Origin of the sequence: Mesorhizobium sp. LSJC269B00 (assembly GCF_000502815.1) — a bacterium.
In the GTDB taxonomy this organism is placed as follows: domain Bacteria; phylum Pseudomonadota; class Alphaproteobacteria; order Rhizobiales; family Rhizobiaceae; genus Mesorhizobium.
Genome location: NZ_AYVN01000006.1, coordinates 223,966 through 242,296, shown reverse-complemented (window position 1 = coordinate 242,296; position 18,331 = coordinate 223,966). Strand labels below are relative to the sequence as shown.

General features: G+C 63.4%; 14 protein-coding genes. 6 read left to right on the top strand and 8 right to left on the bottom strand.

Going from position 1 to position 18,331, the window contains the following annotated elements; all coding sequences use genetic code 11:
* Positions 1-356: transposase (locus X771_RS1000000168215; RefSeq protein WP_081727405.1), on the bottom strand; the 356-nt coding region annotated here is incomplete at its 3' end.
* A 1,376-nt stretch (positions 357-1,732) separates the two neighbouring features.
* Between X771_RS1000000168215 and X771_RS146815 the strand changes: the two genes are divergently transcribed.
* Positions 1,733-3,106 (top strand): amidase, encoded by a 1,374-nt coding sequence (locus X771_RS146815; protein WP_023688817.1) that lies wholly within the window; start codon positions 1,733-1,735, stop codon positions 3,104-3,106.
* Here the strand turns inward: X771_RS146815 and X771_RS146820 are convergent.
* Positions 3,100-4,173 (bottom strand): FAD-binding oxidoreductase, encoded by a 1,074-nt coding sequence (locus X771_RS146820; RefSeq protein ID WP_023688816.1) that lies wholly within the window; start codon positions 4,171-4,173, stop codon positions 3,100-3,102. The two genes, X771_RS146815 and X771_RS146820, sit on opposite strands and share 7 nt — an antisense overlap.
* Positions 4,174-4,311: 138 nt before the next feature.
* Here X771_RS146820 and X771_RS146825 point away from each other — a divergent pair, with 138 nt between their 5' ends.
* A complete protein-coding gene (locus tag X771_RS146825; RefSeq protein WP_023688815.1) occupies positions 4,312-5,904 on the top strand; it encodes a peptide chain release factor 3 in 1,593 nt (530 codons plus the stop codon).
* 83 nt (positions 5,905-5,987) lie between these two features.
* Here X771_RS146825 and X771_RS146830 read toward each other — a convergent pair whose 3' ends face one another.
* Positions 5,988-6,458 (bottom strand): VOC family protein, encoded by a 471-nt coding sequence (locus X771_RS146830; protein WP_023688814.1) that lies wholly within the window; start codon positions 6,456-6,458, stop codon positions 5,988-5,990.
* A 269-nt stretch (positions 6,459-6,727) separates the two neighbouring features.
* On the opposite strand from X771_RS146830, the gene ilvD reads away from it, so the two are divergent.
* Positions 6,728-8,572: a dihydroxy-acid dehydratase gene (gene ilvD / locus X771_RS146835; RefSeq protein ID WP_023688813.1), complete on the top strand. Its 1,845-nt coding sequence runs from the start codon at positions 6,728-6,730 to the stop codon at positions 8,570-8,572.
* Positions 8,573-8,582: 10 nt separating this feature from the next.
* On the opposite strand, the gene X771_RS146840 is transcribed toward ilvD, so the two are convergent.
* Positions 8,583-9,053: a hypothetical protein gene (locus X771_RS146840; RefSeq protein WP_156936007.1), complete on the bottom strand. Its 471-nt coding sequence runs from the start codon at positions 9,051-9,053 to the stop codon at positions 8,583-8,585.
* A 54-nt stretch (positions 9,054-9,107) separates the two neighbouring features.
* Entirely contained in the window at positions 9,108-10,865 is a 1,758-nt protein-coding gene (locus X771_RS146845) for an ABC transporter ATP-binding protein (protein ID WP_023688811.1), read from the bottom strand.
* A gap of 175 nt (positions 10,866-11,040) precedes the next feature.
* On the opposite strand from X771_RS146845, the gene X771_RS146850 reads away from it, so the two are divergent.
* Together X771_RS146850 and X771_RS146855 are read left to right on the top strand one after the other, a co-directional pair.
* Positions 11,041-12,321 carry an amidohydrolase family protein gene (locus X771_RS146850; protein ID WP_023688810.1) on the top strand — a complete coding sequence of 427 codons (1,281 nt, stop codon included), beginning with the start codon at positions 11,041-11,043 and terminating at the stop codon, positions 12,319-12,321.
* A gap of 72 nt (positions 12,322-12,393) precedes the next feature.
* A complete protein-coding gene (locus X771_RS146855; RefSeq protein ID WP_023688809.1) occupies positions 12,394-13,317 on the top strand; it encodes a DMT family transporter in 924 nt (307 codons plus the stop codon).
* 1 nt (position 13,318) lies between these two features.
* Here the strand turns inward: X771_RS146855 and X771_RS146860 are convergent, their stop codons facing one another.
* Positions 13,319-14,221, bottom strand: a complete 903-nt coding sequence (locus X771_RS146860) for a phosphotransferase family protein (RefSeq protein WP_023688808.1) — start codon at positions 14,219-14,221, stop codon at positions 13,319-13,321.
* A gap of 107 nt (positions 14,222-14,328) precedes the next feature.
* Between X771_RS146860 and X771_RS146865 the strand changes: the two genes are divergently transcribed.
* The gene (locus tag X771_RS146865) at positions 14,329-14,961 is read left to right on the top strand and encodes a class I SAM-dependent methyltransferase (protein ID WP_023688807.1); all 633 of its coding nucleotides are present in this window, start codon (positions 14,329-14,331) and stop codon (positions 14,959-14,961) included.
* 12 nt (positions 14,962-14,973) lie between these two features.
* On the opposite strand, the gene X771_RS146870 is transcribed toward X771_RS146865, so the two are convergent.
* Positions 14,974-17,427 carry an FAD-dependent oxidoreductase gene (locus tag X771_RS146870; protein WP_023688806.1) on the bottom strand — a complete coding sequence of 818 codons (2,454 nt, stop codon included), beginning with the start codon at positions 17,425-17,427 and terminating at the stop codon, positions 14,974-14,976.
* Positions 17,424-18,308: a phosphotransferase family protein gene (locus X771_RS146875; protein WP_023688805.1), complete on the bottom strand. Its 885-nt coding sequence runs from the start codon at positions 18,306-18,308 to the stop codon at positions 17,424-17,426. Before X771_RS146875 ends, X771_RS146870 begins: the two co-directional genes overlap by 4 nt.
* Positions 18,309-18,331: the final 23 nt, after the last annotated feature.

Below are 18,331 nucleotides of genomic sequence, written 5' to 3'. Positions count from 1 at the left end.
CAAGGGGGAGAGACACCCAACTCCTGCGAGAGGGGTTCGGTCACAAGCGCGATGAGGAAGTGTGCAAGGATCCAAGGCTTTGCGATCCTTGGGTCTTTGGCGGGAGGAGAGCGCAGCCCGATCAGGCTCTTCAGGCGCTTGAAGGCGAGCTCGATGCGCCAGCGCATGCGGTAGAGCTTGAGGACCGTATCGGCGGGAAACTCCTCCCGGTCAAGCGAGGTCACAAGCAGGACGAAGCCGGCCGCAATCAGCGTCTGCGGTTGAACCTTGTTGCCCTTGGCCCTGGCTTCCTTGTTGATTTTGCGCCGCGCTTCTTGTGCCGCGGCCTCGGATTTGCGCAAGGCGATCAGGCGCATCTNTGGCTTCCTTGTTGATTTTGCGCCGCGCTTCTTGTGCCGCGGCCTCGGATTTGCGCAAGGCGATCAGGCGCATCTTCACAGGCTCGCCCTTCTTGAGTGCCAGCCGGGCAGGCGTTTCGCAGACTTCCTCCCGGCAGCTCTCCAGGTAGCCGATGAGATCGAACGCCCTGCCGTTGGCGTCGAGCCATCGCGCGTTTTTCCACGACGCGCGCACAACAACATCGCCGCCTTGCGCCATCACCTTGGCGATCCGCTCGGCCTGCAGATAGGCGCGGTCACCGATGCGGATCTCGCCCGGCACCACCGGCACGCGGTCGATCAACTCGGCCTCGCTCTGATCGGTGATCTCGATGAAGTCGAACTGCTCGCGCTCAAGCTCGAAGGCGCAGTGCATGCGCCAAAGACCATTGTTCTTCTTCTCATACGCACCGGCCTTGGCAACCGCTGTCGCATCGAGGATGCGAACCAGTCGGCCTTTGGCCAAACCTGCATCCTCGCGCTTCAAAAGGTGCCCAATCAACTGCTGCAGCCATGGTCCTGCATTGCGCAGCCGGCCAAGCAACGCCACGTCCGAAATGTCGGCAATCCCGCTCGCCGCCGCCCAGGCCACGACGCCTCGCATGCCAACCTTGCCAAGGCAGTAAGCCAGTGTCAGGCGCAACAGGTCGCTCGCCGACCTGACGCCGCGCGGGCGCAGGAACGCCTTCGTCTCGCGGGCACTTGCTGCGATCAACTCTTCGCCGCCCAGAAGCTCAATCGTCTCGGCCCAGCCGTCATCAACAAGCGATTCGTGTGNTTGCGCAGCCGGCCAAGCAACGCCACGTCCGAAATGTCGGCAATCCCGCTCGCCGCCGCCCAGGCCACGACGCCCCGCATGCCAACCTTGCCAAGGCAGTAAGCCAGTGTCAGGCGCAACAGATCGCTCGCCGACCTGACGCCCCGCGGGCGCAGGAACGCCTTCGTCTCGCGGGCACTTCCTGCGATCAACTCTTCGCCGCCCAGAAGCTCAATCGTCTCGGCCCAGCCGTCATCAACAAGCGATTCGTGTGTCATCGCAGTGTAGAATCACACCCGATTCCGCAGGGCAATACCTATCTTAGCGCCTATGCGGTTTCGTGCCGGATGTCACTTTGCCCGACGATACGCNAGCGATTCGTGTGTCATCGCAGTGTAGAATCACACCCGATTCCGCAGGGCAATACCTATCTTAGCGCCTATGCCAAAGTGGGGGAGATGTCCGGCAGGACAGAGGGGGCGCCGTAGAGCGCCAACCTCAACCGACCGGCAAGCGCAATTTTGATCAAGCGCCGATGATCTCCGAATGCTGAACTTGGTTTTAAACCGCGATACGTTTGGCAGCAGCCGGAGCAATCATGGACCTCGCCTTTTCCTCGACCATCGATCTCGCCGCCGCAATCGCGGCGCGAAAGATCTCCGCCGTCGAAGCTCTGGACGCCCATCTGGTCCAAATCGACCGACACAACGAGGCCGTCAACGCCATCGTCAATCTCGACCGCGAAGGCGCCCGTGAGCGCGCTGAAAACGCCGACGTGGCATTGGCGCATGGCGATGCGCTCGGCCCGCTGCATGGCGTGCCCTTCACCCTGAAGGATACGCACGAAACGGCCGACATGGAGACCACGGTCGGTTTCCCGCCTTTCGCCAACCATACGGCAAAATCGGACAGCCCGGTCGTCTCCCGATTGAAAGCCGCAGGCGGCATCCTGATTGGAAAGACCAATGTCGCGACCATGCTGGGCGACTGGCAGTCGGACAATCCGCTGTTCGGTCGCACCAGCAATCCGTGGAACCGCTCGCGCACGTCATGCGGGTCCAGCGGTGGCGCCGCGGCAGCGGTGGCGACCGGCATGACGCCGTTCGATGTGGGAACCGACATGCAGGATTCGATCCGCCTGCCGTCGGCTTTTTGCGGTGTCTACGGGTTGAAACCGACCGAGCATCGCGTGTCGCTGGCCGGCGCCTTCCCCGATCCGAACGGCGAGGCGCGAAGCGTGCGGTTGATGTCCTGCCTCGGCCCGCTGGCGCGCAGCGTGGACGATCTTGCGCTGATCTACAAAATCATCGCCGGCCCGGACGGAGCAGACACCGACCTCGCGCCGGTGCCCGTAGAGGCCATGCCCAGGCTCGACCTCAAGACATTGCGCATCGCCGTCGCGCCGTCCTTCCCCGGCTTTCCGGTGGCTGGTAAAATCGCTGCCGCGGTCGAAAGCCTGGCCAAGCGCTTGCAATCAGCAGGGGTGATTGTGGAAGAAGCGAACTTGCCTGAGATCGATCTGCATGACGATCTGGAGCAGGGCGGCGATCTGATCGGCATGATGCTGGAGGCAGCGCAGCCCGAACCGCCGGAGCAGCCAACGCCGATCACCAATTGGTTCGAGGCGCTCGCTCGCCGCGACCGCTCGATCCTGGCCTGGGACAGGTTCTTCGAAACCTGCGATGCCTTGCTGTGCCCGGTCGCCATGACCACGGCCTTCGCGCATTGTGAGCCCGGCACGCCGATCGAAGTCGACGGCAAGGAGCAAAGCTATTGGATGCTACCGGCCTATGGCGCGGTCTTCAATTATTCCGGCCATCCGGCACTCTCGCTGCCCTGCGGGCAAGACCGCGACGGCCTGCCTATCGGCCTGCAACTGGTCGGCAAGCGCTGGTCGGAATCGCGGCTGCTCGGCATCGCCAAGGCGATCGAAGCGCTGACCGGCGGCTTCAAGCGTCCGCCGGGCTACTGAGCAAACCGACCCAACCCATAAGGCGTCAGCAGCGGATCACGCTCGCCGTCGAGAATTTCGCGCGTGGCGAACAGCCCGACCGCGGGCGCCAGCGTGATGCCGGAATGCATGACGGCGACATAGAGGCCGTCGGCGCCCTCGGCGCGGCCGATGATCGGAAAGCCGTCGATCGGCGTCGGCCGGTAGCCAACCGTGTGGAAATCGAATTCCAGTTCGTCGGCGCCGCGCAAAGCCGCCTTCATTGCTGCAAACAGCTCGCGCGCCGTGGCGTCGGGATTCTCACCGGGATCGCTCCCCGCGAAATCCGAGCCGGCGATGATGCGGCCCTCCGCCGTCTGGCGCATATGCAGCCTCTCGGCATGCACCAGCCCGGTGAGGAGCTTCTTGTAGGGCTGCGAGTGGACGATCAGACCGGGCGGCGTCTCGATCGGCAGCTTGATGCCGGCGGTAGCGGCAATATCGGGCGCCCCGACACCGGCTGCGATCACCACCTCTTCGGCTGGCATCAGCCCATGCGATGTATCGACACCGGCAATCCTGCCATCGGTCTGGACAAGTGCGGTTACAGAACTGGAGAGAACGCGCGCACCTTGCCGTTCTGCGTCGGCCAGCAGCGCCTTGGCCGCTGCGACCGGTTCGGCCACGCCTTCTTCCGCGACATAGACAGCGAATTCCGGCGGCTCGACGAGATTGGGCTCGATTTGCGCTGCCCGCCCGGCGTCGACGCGTTCGATGCCGTAACCCCAGGAAGCGTGCTCAGCCGCGTAGGCTTCGAGCCGGTCGGCCGGCAGATCCCAGCACAGCCCGCCGCACCAGGCGAGCGGCAGGCCGGGCAGCTCGTTTGCCAGCCGCTTCCATTCGGCCATCGCACGGATGCGCAGCCGGAAATAGATTTCGGGATTGCCCCAGCTGGCGTTGATCCAGGCAAAGGAGTTTGGCGTGGCGACGCCGCCGGCACCACTATCGGAAATCACAGTCACCCGCGCCCCGGCCTTGGTCAGGTGCCAGGCGATGGACGCCCCGATAATGCCGGCGCCAATGACGATGACTTCTTTAGCGCTGCTCATACCGGACCTCTCAGAATGGGCTCCTCTGATGCCACCGTAACGATTCAAGCTCAAGTGTGGTCGGCCTGCCGGCCCGAAACTGTCGACAGGCCAGCAATGCGCTGCTAGAAGCCCGCGCCACAGACAGGATTCCAGAAATTGGCTGAAGACATCGAACAGGCGGTATCGCGCCGCCGCACTTTCGCGATCATCGCCCACCCCGACGCCGGAAAGACGACGCTCACCGAAAAGCTGCTGCTGTTCGGCGGCGCCATCCAGCTTGCCGGCGAGGTCAAGGCCAAGAAGGATCGCATCCAGACCCGGTCCGACTGGATGAAGATCGAGCGCGAGCGCGGCATTTCGGTCGTCACCTCGGTGATGACCTTCGAATATGAGGACAATGTCTTCAACCTGCTCGATACGCCCGGCCACGAGGATTTTGCCGACGACACCTACCGCACCCTGTCGGCGGTCGATAGCGCCGTCATGGTCATCGACGCCGCCAAGGGCATCGAGCCGCGCACGCTGAAACTGTTCGAAGTCTGCCGGCTGCGCGACATCCCGATCATCACCTTCATCAACAAGATGGACCGCGAAAGCCGCGACCCGTTCGAAATTCTCGACGAGATCGAGCAGAAGTTGGCGCTGGACACTGCCCCCATCACCTGGCCGATCGGCCGCGGCAAGACTTTTGCCGGCACCTACCACCTGGCGCTCAACGCTGTGCGCAGGGGCGATGCCGAGAAAGACCGCACGCCGGTCAACGGCCCCGACTCCAACCGCGTCGCCGGCCTGCTGCCGGAAAACGAGCGCGAGGCCTTCATCGAGGAGCTGGAGCTCGCGCGCGAAGCTTGCCGCCCGCTCGACATCGACGCCTTCCGCGAAGGCCATCTGACACCGGTCTATTTCGGCTCGGCGCTGCGCAATTACGGCGTGCGCGACCTGATCGAGGCGCTCGGCGCCTTCGGGCCGCCGCCGCGTGCGCAGGACGCAGACACCCGCAAGGTCGAGGCGACGGAGGAGAAGATGACGTCCTTCGTGTTCAAGATCCAGGCCAATATGGACCCCAACCATCGCGACCGCATCGCCTTCGTGCGCGTCTGTTCGGGCAAGCTCGAGCGCGGCATGAAGGCCAAGCTGGTGCGCACCGGCAAGCCGATGAGCCTGTCGGCGCCGCAGTTCTTCTTTGCCCGCACCCGCGTCACCGCCGACGAAGCGTTTGCCGGCGATGTCGTCGGCATTCCCAACCACGGCACGCTGCGTATCGGCGATACGCTGACCGAAGGCGAGGAGATACTGTTCCGCGGCGTACCCAACTTCGCGCCGGAAATCCTGCGCCGTGTGCGCCTCGGCGACGCGATGAAGGCGAAAAAACTCAAGGAAGCGCTGCACCAGATGGCCGAGGAAGGCGTCGTGCAGCTGTTTTCGCCGGAAGACGGCTCGCCGGCCATCGTCGGCGTTGTCGGCGCGCTGCAGCTCGACGTCTTGAAGGAAAGGCTGAATTTCGAATACACGCTGCCGGTCGAATTCGAAATGTCGCGCTTCTCGGTCTGCCGCTGGATCTCTGCCGACGATAGGGCCGAAACGCTTCGCTTCATTGAGGCGCATCGCGGCGACATCGCCCGCGACCTCGACAACGACCCTGTGTTTCTCGCCCAGCACGCCTTCTCGCTGAACTACGAAGCCGAACGCTGGAAGGCGATCCGCTTCGCAACCGTCAAGGACTACCAGGTCCGCGACAAGGCGGCGTAAGGCGCCATCTTGCCTTCTCCCCGTTCACTGGGAGAAGGTGCCCGAAGCGCGGATGAGGGGCAGCGAGGCGTTGAGGGCTTCACTCAGCCTTTGGCAGCTTCCTCGATCTTGGCGATATCGATCTTGCTCATCTGCATCATCGCCGACATCACCCGCCCGGCCTTGGCCCGATCCGGATCCAGAAGCAGGCGCGGCAGTTGCTCCGGCACGACTTGCCAGGAGACGCCGAACTTGTCCTTCAGCCAGCTGCATTGCGACGGTTCGCCGCCGCCTTCGATGAGCTTGTCCCAGAAATAATCGACCTCTTCCTGGGTCTTGCAGTCGATCGACTGTGACATCGCCTCGTTGAACTTGAATTGCGGTCCGCCGTTGAGTGCCTGGAACTGCACGCCGTCGAGTTCGAACGTGGTCACCAGCGCCTTGCCGGCATCGGCTTGGCCTTCGGGCCAACGCAGCACGCTCAGCACCTTCGAGTTCTTGAAGATGGAGACGTAGAAATTCATCGCCTCTTCGGCCTGGCCATCGAACCACAGGCAGGTGGTGATCTTTTGCATGTCATGCTCCTCGGGTGTTTGGTTGCGGTTACAGGTGAAGCTGCTGACTTATTGAAATGGTGCCATTCCTTGCCGTCGTCCCAAGGACGGATGCCGGGCTAGCGATCCGACACTGGCCGGCAATCTTTTTCGAAACCCTGATTTCAGCGAGACTCTGGCGCATTGCAAAAATGTGGCCAGACCATACTTGCCGGTCTATAAACCCTGCGATCCAAATCCAGCGCCGCCACGCTCCGCGTTGAGCGCAGCCAGCCAGCCAAGGAAAATTCATGCCTGCCTATCGCTCCCGCACCACCACCCACGGCCGCAACATGGCCGGCGCCCGCGGCCTGTGGCGCGCCACCGGCATGAAGGACTCGGATTTCGGCAAGCCGATCATCGCGGTGGTCAATTCCTTCACCCAGTTCGTGCCGGGTCATGTCCATCTGAAAGACCTTGGCCAGTTGGTGGCGCGCGAGATCGAGAAGGCCGGCGGCGTCGCCAAGGAATTCAACACCATCGCCGTCGATGACGGCATCGCCATGGGCCATGACGGCATGCTCTATTCGCTGCCGTCGCGCGAGCTGATCGCGGACTCGGTCGAATACATGGTCAACGCGCATTGCGCCGATGCCATGGTCTGCATCTCCAATTGCGACAAGATCACGCCCGGCATGCTGATGGCCTCCTTGCGCCTCAATATCCCAAGCGTCTTCGTCTCCGGGGGGCCGATGGAAGCCGGCAAGGTGGTGCTCGCCGGCAAGACACAAGCGCTCGACCTGGTCGACGCCATGGTTGCCGCCGCCGACGACAAGATCTCCGACGAGGACGTCAAGGTCATCGAACGCTCGGCCTGCCCGACCTGCGGCTCGTGCTCCGGCATGTTCACCGCCAATTCGATGAATTGCCTGACCGAGGCGCTCGGCCTGTCGCTACCCGGCAATGGCTCGACCCTCGCAACCCACGCCGACCGCAAGCGGCTGTTCGTCGAGGCCGGCCATCTCATCGTCGATCTCGCCCAGCGCTACTACGAGCAGGATGATGAGTCGGCACTGCCGCGCAGCATCGCCTCCAAAGGCGCCTTCGAGAACGCCATGACGCTCGATATCGCCATGGGCGGCTCGACCAACACCGTGCTGCATATCCTGGCCGCCGCCCATGAGGGCGAGGTCGACTTCACCATGGAAGACATCGACCGGCTGTCACGCCGCGTTCCGGTGCTGTGCAAGGTCGCACCGGCCAAGTCCGACGTGCATATGGAAGATGTCCATCGTGCCGGCGGCATCATGGCCATCCTTGGCCAACTCGACAATGCCGGACTGCTCAACCGCGACCTGCCGACGGTGCATACGGCGAGCCTTGGCGAAGCGCTCGACCATTGGGACATTTCCCGCACCTCAAGCCAGAGCGTCCGCGACTTCTTTCTCGCCGCTCCGGGTGGCGTGCCGACACAGCTCGCCTTCAGCCAGGACCGCCGCTGGGCCGAGCTCGACCTCGACCGCGAGAAGGGCGTCATCCGTTCGGCCGAAACGCCGTTCTCCAGAGACGGCGGGCTTGCGGTTCTGAAAGGCAATCTCGCGCTCGACGGCTGCATCGTGAAGACCGCCGGGGTCGACGAGTCGATCCTGAAGTTCACCGGCCCGGCCCGCGTGTTCGAAAGCCAGGACGCTTCCGTCAAAGCGATCCTGTCCAACGAGATCAAGGCCGGCGATGTCGTCGTCATCCGCTATGAAGGGCCGCGTGGCGGCCCCGGCATGCAGGAAATGCTCTACCCCACGAGCTATCTGAAGTCGAAAGGCCTCGGCAAAGCCTGCGCGCTGGTCACCGACGGCCGCTTCTCCGGCGGCACATCAGGCCTGTCGATCGGCCATGCCTCGCCCGAAGCAGCGGAAGGCGGCACGATCGGACTGGTGCAGGAAGGCGATACGATCGAGATCGACATCCCCAACCGCACGATCCGGCTTGCTGTCAGCGACGCTGAACTCGACGCGCGCCGCGCGGCCATGGAGGCAAAGGGCGCCATGGCCTGGAAGCCCGAGGAAAAGCGCAAGCGCAAGGTGACGACCGCGCTGCGCGCTTACGCCGCCTTCGCCACCAGCGCCGACAAGGGCGCGGTGCGGCACGTGCCGGAGTGATCCAGCCCGGCTAGTGGTACTGGCCGTACCAAGGCGATTTCGGATCGGGAAGATAGGGCCAATCCGTGCGGGTTGGCAGCGATCGCTTTGCGTCTTCCGCCTGTGATGGTGTCAAGAAGATGCCGAACAGGTCGTTTCCACCGTTGAGCGCGTAGTATCGCACGCCCGAATGGGTGAGTTGGTCATTGATGATTTTGAAGAAGACATAAGTGGCCGTGCCCCAGCTTTTGTCTTCGCTGCCCACACTAACCGGGGCGTATATCACGAACTCCTGGCCAGCCGAGCGCACGGCATATCGTGAAGCGTACATGTCTACGCTTTCCTCGATTGCGATTGGGTCTTTCACATATTGCCGAAGCTCGGGCAAAACTTCTTGGTAGGTCTTTGCGATTCCTTGTTCGGCGAGGTTCTCCGCGTCGAGGTGATGCGCCTTGTCGTAGTCGAGAGCCATGGCAGGAGATTGCGCGGCAAAGGTGCCCAACAAGACGGATCGTAGAAAGGACATGAACCGAGCAGCGCGCATACTCGCACTCCGTTATGGCATCAACTGATATTCATAAAGCTTCTGATACAGCCCGCCTTGGTTGAGCAGCGTGCGATGCGCGCCGCTTTCCACCACCTTGCCGGCCTCCAGCACCACGATCGTGTCGGCCTGGTGCACGGTCGACAGGCGGTGGGCAATGACGATGGTGGTGCGCCCGACCGTCAGCTGCTGCAGCGCGTCGCGGAAAAGCGCCTCGGATTCGGCGTCGAGCGCGCTGGTCGCCTCGTCTAGCAGCAGGATTTCGGCATTGCGCAGCATGGCGCGCGCGATCGAGATGCGCTGGCGCTGGCCGCCTGACAGCAGCGCGCCATTCTCGCCGACATCCGTGTCGTACCCTTTCGCCTGGGCGCTGATGAAGTCATGTGCATTGGCGGCCCTTGCGGCGGCCATTACTTCCTCGTCCGTGGCGCCCTCGCGCCCGAGCCTGATGTTGTGCATGATCGTGCCGGCAAACAGGAACGTGTCCTGGCTGACATAGGCGATCTTTTCCCTGACCGAGGTGAGCGTGGCACAAGAAATGTCCTGCCCGTCGAACATCACCCTGCCGACCTGCGGGTCGTACATGCGCATGATCAGGTTGAGGATGGTCGACTTGCCGCTGCCCGAGGGTCCGACCAGCGCCGTCATCTTGCCTGCGGCAAGCGTCAGGTCCAGTCCCTCGAACACCGGCGCGCTTTCGGGGTAGGCGAAGCTGACATTGTCGAAATGGATCTCGCCCGGCCCGGCCCGCAGCGGCTTTGCATCCGGCTTTTCGGCCAGCGTCAGCGGCCGGTCGGCGAGCTGGAACATCATGCGCACGCCGACAATGCCGGTTTCAAGCGAGATGCGTACGCGGGCCAGGCGCTTGGCCGGCTCATAGGCCAACAGCAGCGCCGCGATGAACGCCATGATGTTGCCCGGCATCTGACCGCCGCCGCCCAGAACCAGGAAGCCGCTGACAAAAACGGCGCCAGCGATGGCCAGCCCCGCAAGCGTTTCCATCACCGGGCTGGTGGCGGCCTCCAGCGTGGCGATGTTGTTGGCGCGGCTCTCCACGTCCGACACGGCCTTGTACATGCGCTTGCGCATGGCGCCTTCGAGACCGAAGGATTTGACGACGCGCACGCCGATCGCCGTTTCCTGCATCACCTGCACGATCTGGCCGAGCGAACGGAATTCTTGCGAGGCAATTTTTCGGACGCGCTTCAGGATACGATTGACGCCGTAAATGGCGATCGGCCCGATCACCAGACAGATCAGGGACAGCGCCGGCTGCTGCCAGACCATCACCCCCACCAGCGCAGCCAGCGTCACCAGGTCGCGAACATAGGACGTGACGATTTGGTCGAGCACGCTGCGCGCGGCCTGGGCATTGTTCGTCATGCGCGAAATCAGTTCGGACGAAGAGGTCGAATGATAGAATTCGATGCCTTGCGCAAGAATGCTGTCATAGATCTTGCGCTGCCGGTCGGCGATGATGGCATTGCCGACCCTGCTCATGAAGTAGGCCTGGATGAAGTTTGCGAAGCCCTTGAGAATGAAAATCGCTCCGGTCGCCGCCGCGATCAGATTGACCTGCCCAATCCGCTTGTAAACCACGAATTCATTGGTGATTTCGCGCAGCATATAGGCGCTGGCTGCTGTCGTTGCCGCCACCACCAGCATCGACAGAATGGCCGCAGCGTAGCCAAATCTATGCGCGTAAAAGGATTCCCGCAAAAGCCTTGCGATAAGGCGCTGGTTTTCCGTCGAACGGAAGAAGCGAAACAAATGGCCGATCCCATGCCTGACTGACGAATTTCGGATTCGCCACCGGGGCGAAAGGCGGCTTATAGAGCGAGTTGTGGCCGGATGGAACCTTTCGCTGTCGCGGAGACAATCGGCTGCGGCACGGTGTCTTTTGCGCCACGATTGCGGCGACTGATCTGCGGGGAGATGACGACAGATGGATTTCGACCTTGTTGTGCGCGGCGGAACGCTGCCCGACGGCACCGTCGCCGACCTGGGCATCATCGGCGAGACGATCGTCGCCATCGAGTCCGAACTGCATGTCAGCGCCGGCACGGCGATCGACGCCCGTGGCAATCTGATCTCGCCGCCCTTCGTCGATCCGCATTTCCATATGGACGCCACGCTGTCCTACGGCATTCCACGCATCAACGCTTCGGGCACGCTGCTGGAAGGCATTTCGCTGTGGGGCGAACTGAAGCCGCTCTTGACCCATGACGCGGTGCGCGAGCGGGCGCTCGCCTATTGCGACTGGGCGGTCTCGATGGGCCTGCTCGCCATCCGTACCCATGTCGATGTCTGCGACGACCGGCTGCTGGCGGTCGAGGCGCTGCTCGACGTCAAGAAGATTGTCGCGCCCTATATCGATCTGCAACTGGTCGCTTTCCCGCAGGATGGCTTCTACCGTTCGCCGACGGCGCGCCAGAACACGCTGCGCGCGCTCGACATGGGCGTCGACATCGTCGGCGGCATCCCGCATTTCGAACGCACCATGGCCGACGGCACGCGCTCGGTCACCGAACTTTGCGAAATCGCGGCAGATCGCGGGCTGATGGTCGACCTGCATTGCGACGAGACCGACGATCCGTTGTCGCGCCACATCGAGCAGCTTGCCTATGAGACGCAGCGCCTTGGCCTGCAGGGCAAGGTGGCCGGCTCGCACCTCACCTCGATGCACTCGATGGACAATTATTACGTCTCCAAGCTGCTGCCGCTGATCGCCGAGGCCGGTGTCTCGGCGATCCCCAATCCGCTGATCAACATCATGCTGCAGGGCCGCCACGACACGTTTCCCAAACGCCGCGGCATGACCCGGGTGAAGGAGATGCAGGCGCTCGGCATCCGCGTCGGCTGGGGCCAGGATTGCGTTCTCGACCCCTGGTATTCGCTCGGCACCGCCGACATGCTCGACGTCGCCTTCATGGGGCTTCACGTCGCTCAGATGTCGAGCCCTGCCGACATGGCACGCTGCTTCGACATGGTCACCAACGTCAACGCCGCCATCATGGGCCTCGATCATCTCGGCCTTGCCGTGGGCAAGCGCGCCAGCTTCGTTATCCTCGATGCCGGCAATCCGATCGAAGCCTTGAGGTTACGTGCCGAACGGCTGTGCGTTGTCGCCAGGGGCAAGGTGGTGGCCGAGCGCACGAAGCAGGAGACACGGCTGTCGATCGTCGGCCGTCCCGGACAGGTGAACCGGCGGCACAAAACTGCGTAGAAACAGCCGATTTCCGCCGCTGGTCTTACCGATTTGCCTCGTCAAAGCGGCCGCTTGCAGCTAGGGAGCCGCATGGCCCAGTCGCTCGTCCGCACCTTTACCATCAGGAACGCGCTTCTGGCCGGCATCCTTTTGATGCTGGCCGGCGACTTCATGTTCGCGCTGAACGACGCGATGGGCAAATGGCTGGTCGCCAGCTTCTCGGTCGGCCAGGTGGTGCTGATCCGATCCATCGGCGCCTTCATCGTGCTCGGCCCGATGATCGCCAACCAGGGCGCCGGCAGACTGTTCCAGATGGAGCGGCCGGTCCTCCAGATTCTGCGCGTGCTGGCGACCACGGTGGACACAGCCTTGTTTTACGCGGCCGTCGTCTATCTGCCGCTGGCCGATGTGATGAGCTTCTACATGGCGGGGCCGATCTATGTGGCGGCGCTGTCGCATTTCCTGCTCGGCGAAAAGGTCGGCTGGCGCCGCTGGGCGGCCATCCTGGTCGGCTTCTGCGGCGTGCTGATCATCTTGAAGCCGTCTTCGGCGGCGTTCTCGCAGTCCTCGCTGTTCGCACTGGTCGGCAGCATTGCCTTCGCCTTCGCCATCATCCTCAGCCGCCGCCTGCGCGGCACCAGCGACACAACGCTGGTCACCTGGCAGACTATCGGCACGCTGCTGGTCGGCGGCGTGATGACCATAGGTGCCTGGCAGACGCCCTCGGCACTCGATTTCGGCGCCATGCTCCTGCTCGGCATCGTCTCCTGCAGCGCGCATCTGATGATTACCAGGGCGCTGAAACTGGCCCCTGCCTCGACGCTGGCGCCGCTGCACTACAGCCTGCTTCTATGGGCGGTGATCTTCGGCCTGGCCTTCTTCGGCGACGTGCCGGGACCGCGCATCCTGATCGGCTCGGCCATCGTCGTGCTCGCCGGCCTGTTCATCTTCCACCGCCAGAAGGTGGTCGAAACAGTCGTGCCGCCGGAGAACGTGCCGAAAGGCGTGAATTGACCTAACCTTGGCGCACCGCCGCCAGATGCCGTGAAAACTCAGGCGTTTCCATCAGCGCCTTGCAACGGGCGAAGCGGCCGCCGGCATAGGCGCGGAAATCCTCGACCGGGTTGTTGTTGGCAAGCTGGATCAGCCCCCACAGCGTCCACAACAGGTCGCACATCGCCTTGTAGATAACGACGCGGCCGCGCTCGGCCGGTTTTGCCTCGCCGCCGAAATAGGCGCGCATCATCTCTTCCTCTTGCGTGGTGTCGAACCGGCCTTCGACCGAGAGGTCGCCGAGGTCCCAGAGCGGGTCGTTCATCCCCGAATATTCCCAGTCGATGATCCACATCCGCTCGCCCGTATCGAGAAAATTCTCGCACAGTGGATCGCAATGGCAGGCGGCAATCGGCAGTCTATGGGCAGCAAGGGACGCACGCACGGTGTCGGATTCGCGCACCACGTCGTGGTAGCCCGGCGGCAAGGCGACTTCCTTGGTCGATAAGACCTTGAGATAGTCGTCGATCATCGCAAACAGCTCGAAGCGGAACGGAAATACCGCACCGGACGTGTGCAGCTTGCGGAAGGCTTCTCCGGCGCGGGCCGGGCTGCCGGCGCGCAGCTTGAACTTTTCCGGCGACATCGTCACGGCGCCGGCAACGAAGCGGCTCGCCAGCACGCCTGTCGCGGGGTCGACATGCAGCACTTCGGGGCTGACGCCCGCTTTGGCCGCCTCACGCGCCGCCACCGCTTCATTGGCGCGGTTGATATACTCCTCGGTGCCTTTGCCGGGGATACGCAGGCAGATATCGCCGGCCCGAAAGACGAGATTGGTCATCCCGCCCAGCCGCTCCAGCGGTCCGTCGTAGCCCGCCAATGCCGGAATCGCTGCAAGTGTTGCGCGTGCCTCGTCGGTCCCCATGCCTGTTGCCCCTGGCGTGTTATTTCTTGCGACAACGGTTCCACAGTTTTCGCCGTTTGGCTATCATCCCGATCGAGGGTGAGCAGCGAGCTGGCGGAGAAACAGCCATGGCGGGCAACAAGGATCATGGCGGGCTTGGCGCCGCCTATTCAGCGCAACGGCCCGAGGACGTCGCCGCGATCTATGACAATTGGTCGGAAACCTACGATGCCGATATGTCGGCCGCCGGCTACCGCCATCCGACGATCTGCCTGGCCCTGCTCGCACGGCATCTGCCGCGCGGCGCGGCCCCGCTTCTCGACGCCGGGGCCGGCACCGGGCTGATCAGCGAGTGGCTGGCCATTACCGGCTATCCCCAGGTCGAAGCGCTCGATATTTCGCAAGGCATGCTGGCCAAGGCGGCGGCAAAGGGCGTCTATTCGGCACTGCATTGCCTGGCGCTCGGCGGGCCGCTCCCCTTTGCCGACAATGCCTATGCCGGCATCGTCTCGGCCGGCGTTTTCACCTCCGGGCATGTCGGCGCCGAGGGACTGGACGAACTGATCCGCATCTGCCGGCCGGACGGCATCATCGTGCTGACGGTCAAGAACACGCTGTGGAACGCCGGCTTCGCCGAACGCATCGCTGCGCTCGAGGCTGAGGGCAGGGTTGTCCGCGCCGAGGAGACGGCGCCCTATGTCTCGATGCCGGGCGAGTCGGATACCGTGCCCAGCCGCGGCCTCGTGCTTCGTGTGAGCTAATCCAGGTTTCGTCTACGCTTTGATCTTGCTCATCGCCGGATCGTACATCGGCTCGAGATGGATCTTGGCCGGCGTCCGTTCCATCGCCACCACCAGCTCATAGTCGCCTGAGCTGAGAAAATCGTCGCTGACGCCATCGGCGTTGCGGACATAGCCATAGCCGATGTTCTTAGCCAGCGTGTAGCCATAACCGCCGCTGGTGAGATAGCCGACCGGTTCGCCATTGCGCAAAATCGTCTCGCGCCCGACCAGCACGATATCGGGATCGTCGACCGTGAAGCCGGCAAAGCGTTTCTTCAGGTCGGCGCCGCTGATCTTTTCGAGCGCCCGCCGGCCGACGAAATCGGTGTTCTTCCTCAGCTTCACCGCCCAGCCGAGGCCGGCCTCCTGAGGCGTGTCGTTGGGGGTGATGTCGGAGCCCCAGGCGCGGTAGCCTTTCTCCAGCCGAAGTGATTCCAGCGCCCGATAGCCGATCGGCCGGATGCCGTGCGGCTTGCCTGCCGCCATCAGCGTGTCGAAGATTTCGCCGGTGGCGGCGATTGGCACATGCAATTCCCAGCCGAGCTCGCCGACATAGGTGACGCGCAGCGCCCGCACCGTGTGACCGGCAATAGCGATCTCGCTGACATGGCCGAATGGGAAGGCGGCATTTGAGACATCCGCGTCGGTGACGGCCGAAAGCACATCGCGGGCGCGCGGTCCCATCAGCGACAGCGTGCCGAAATCCTCGGTGACATCTTTCAACGTCACGTCGAGGCCCTTGCCGACATGGTCGCCGATCCAGGAGAGATCATGCGTGCGGAAGCCGGTGCCGGTGACGATGTAGAATTTGTCTTCGGCGAGCCTGGCCACCGTCAAATCGGCCTCGATGCCGCCGCGCGTGTTGAGAAGCTGCGTGTAGGTCAGCCGTCCCACCGGCTTGGCGACATCGTTGGCGCAGATCCAGTCCAGCGCCTTAGCCGCATCCGAACCCGTCATTTCGTATTTGGCGAAGGACGACTGGTCGAAGATGCCGACTTTCTCGCGCACATGGCGATGCTCCTCGCCGACCGGGCCAAACCAGTTCTGCCGGCCCATGGAATAAATGTCTTCGGGTCTGGCGCCCTGGGGCGCGAACCAGTTCGGCCGTTCCCAGCCGAGCTTGGAGCCGAACACCGCGCGGTGCGCTTTCAGCCGCTCGTAGAGCGGCGAGACGATGCGCGGCCGGCCCGAGACGTACTCCTCATGCGGAAAGCCGATCGTGTAATGCTTGCCATAGGCTTCCAGCGTGCGATCGCTGACCCATTGCCGGTCGCGGTGCAAATTGGAAAAGCGCCTGATGTCGACCACCCAAAGGTCGAGCGGCGCTTCACCATCGACAACCCATTGCGCCAGCACCCAGCCGGCGCCGCCGCCGGAAGCGATGCCGAAGGCGTTGAAGCCGGCGCCGACGAACATGTTGGCGCATTCGGGCGCGACACCGAGGATGAAATTGCCGTCCGGCGTAAAACTCTCCGGCCCGTTGATTATCTGCTTGACGCCGACCGTCTCCAGCGCCGGCACGCGCGCGATCGCCTGGCTCATATGCTGCTCGAAATGATCGTAGTCGTCGTCGAACAGCCGGAACTCCCAGTCGTCGGGGACATCGCCGCCCGGCAGGCCGGTCGCCCAGGCTTGTGGGTTCGGCTCATAGCCACCCATCACCAGCCCGCCGACCTCTTCCTTGAAATAGGTGCGGCGGTCGGGATCGCGGATTGTCGGCGCGTCGGTCGCCAGCCCGTCGATCTTCTCGGTGATGATGTACTGGTGCTTGACCGGTTGCAGCGGCACGCAAATGCCGGCCATCGCGCCGACCTGGCGCGACCATTGCCCGGCGCAGTTCACCACCTTGTCGCAAGCAATGTCGCCCTTGTTGGTCTTCACCGCGGTGATGTGCCCGTCCGTCATGTCAAAGCCGGTAACGCGGACGTCCTCGAACAGCTTGGCGCCATGCATGCGCGCGCCCTTGGCCAGCGACTGCGTGATGTCGGAGGGGCTGGCCTGCCCATCGGTCGGCAGCCAGGAGGCGCCGACGAGGTCGCCGGTCTCCAGCAGCGGCCACATCTTTTTGACCTCCCTCGGCGACAGCAACTGCATGTCCATGCCGAAGCTCCTGGCCGTCGTCGCCAGCCGTTTATATTCGGTCCAGCGGTCGGCATTGGTCGCAAGCCTGAGGCACCCGGTCATCTTCCAGCCGGTAGCGAGCCCGGTTTCGGCTTCCAGTCCCTTGTAGAGCTCGACCGAATATTTGAGCACGCGGGTGATCGAGGCGGACGAGCGCAGCTGGCCGACCAGCCCGGCCGCGTGCCAGGTCGAACCGGAGGTCAGCTTCCCCTGTTCCAGCAGCACGACATCGGCCTTGTGGTCGCGTGCCAGGTGATAGGCCGTCGAACAGCCGATAATGCCGCCGCCGATGACGACGATGCCGGCATGTGTAGGCAATGTCATGACTGTGTCCCGTACTTCGTGCGGTAATTGTCCAGCGCCCCGTCGAGCCGCGTCAGGTTCTCTGCGGTGTAGGCGACGTAGTCGATGCCGGGCGCGTCGAGGTAAAGTTCGGAAACCATGCTCCACATCGCCTCGCGCAGCAGCGAGGCGCATTGCATGGCGGCGTGCGAGCGGCGGATCGCCTCATCCGGTTCGCGCATGAAATACGCCGTGAGGAAAGTGAAGGACTCTGCGTCGCTCATCTCGGCGTTGGAGGCGACGCCGGCAAGATCGAACATCGCGGTGTTGAAACCGGCATATTCGAAATCGATGAGCCACAACCTGTCGCCATCGTCGAGAATATTTGCCGGCAAAAGATCATTGTGGCCGAACACGATCGGCAGCAGCTTCTGCGCCCGCTCCAACTCGTCGGCCAGAGCCAGCAGCCTGGGCAGTTCGTCGCGCTTGCGGCTGCCGCCTTCGCTCAGCGTTCGCGCATAGTCGCGGATGACATGGAAGACCCAGAACATGAAGCCGGCGCCGGAGATGTGATTGGGCATCTCGCGATGGAACCCGCGCATAAGCGCTGCGACGCGGCCGATATTGGCGCGCACATCCTCGGCGACATAGGTTTTCGCGCCGAGGAATTCCGTGACCATGATGCCGGGTTCGGAATGGCGGACCGCCGGCGCGAAGCCTGCGGCGTGCGCCGCCCGGGCCGTCATCACCTCGCGGTCGCGAAAGACGTGGTGAAATGGATAGTCCTGGCCGAAGCGCACGACATGCCGCCCGGCTGCGTCCTTGACCAGATAATTGGCGTTGCTGAGGCCGCCCGGCAGCGGCGCAATGTCGATGTTGCCGTTCCAGCAGGGCAAGGCCCGGATGCGGTCTTCAGCAGTCACGGGACCATCCCTGACTTTTGCGG

Bases quoted from the DNA above. Each gene is read 5' to 3' on its own strand.
- X771_RS146815 (WP_023688817.1), top strand. From the start codon at position 1,733: ATGGACCTCGCCTTTTCCTCGACCATCGATCTCGCCGCCGCAATCGCG.
- X771_RS146820 (WP_023688816.1), bottom strand. From the start codon at position 4,173: ATGAGCAGCGCTAAAGAAGTCATCGTCATTGGCGCCGGCATTATCGGG.
- X771_RS146830 (WP_023688814.1), bottom strand. From the start codon at position 6,458: ATGCAAAAGATCACCACCTGCCTGTGGTTCGATGGCCAGGCCGAAGAG.
- ilvD (WP_023688813.1), top strand. From the start codon at position 6,728: ATGCCTGCCTATCGCTCCCGCACCACCACCCACGGCCGCAACATGGCC.
- X771_RS146850 (WP_023688810.1), top strand. From the start codon at position 11,041: ATGGATTTCGACCTTGTTGTGCGCGGCGGAACGCTGCCCGACGGCACC.
- X771_RS146855 (WP_023688809.1), top strand. From the start codon at position 12,394: ATGGCCCAGTCGCTCGTCCGCACCTTTACCATCAGGAACGCGCTTCTG.
- X771_RS146860 (WP_023688808.1), bottom strand. From the start codon at position 14,221: ATGGGGACCGACGAGGCACGCGCAACACTTGCAGCGATTCCGGCATTG.
- X771_RS146865 (WP_023688807.1), top strand. From the start codon at position 14,329: ATGGCGGGCAACAAGGATCATGGCGGGCTTGGCGCCGCCTATTCAGCG.
- X771_RS146870 (WP_023688806.1), bottom strand. From the start codon at position 17,427: ATGACATTGCCTACACATGCCGGCATCGTCGTCATCGGCGGCGGCATT.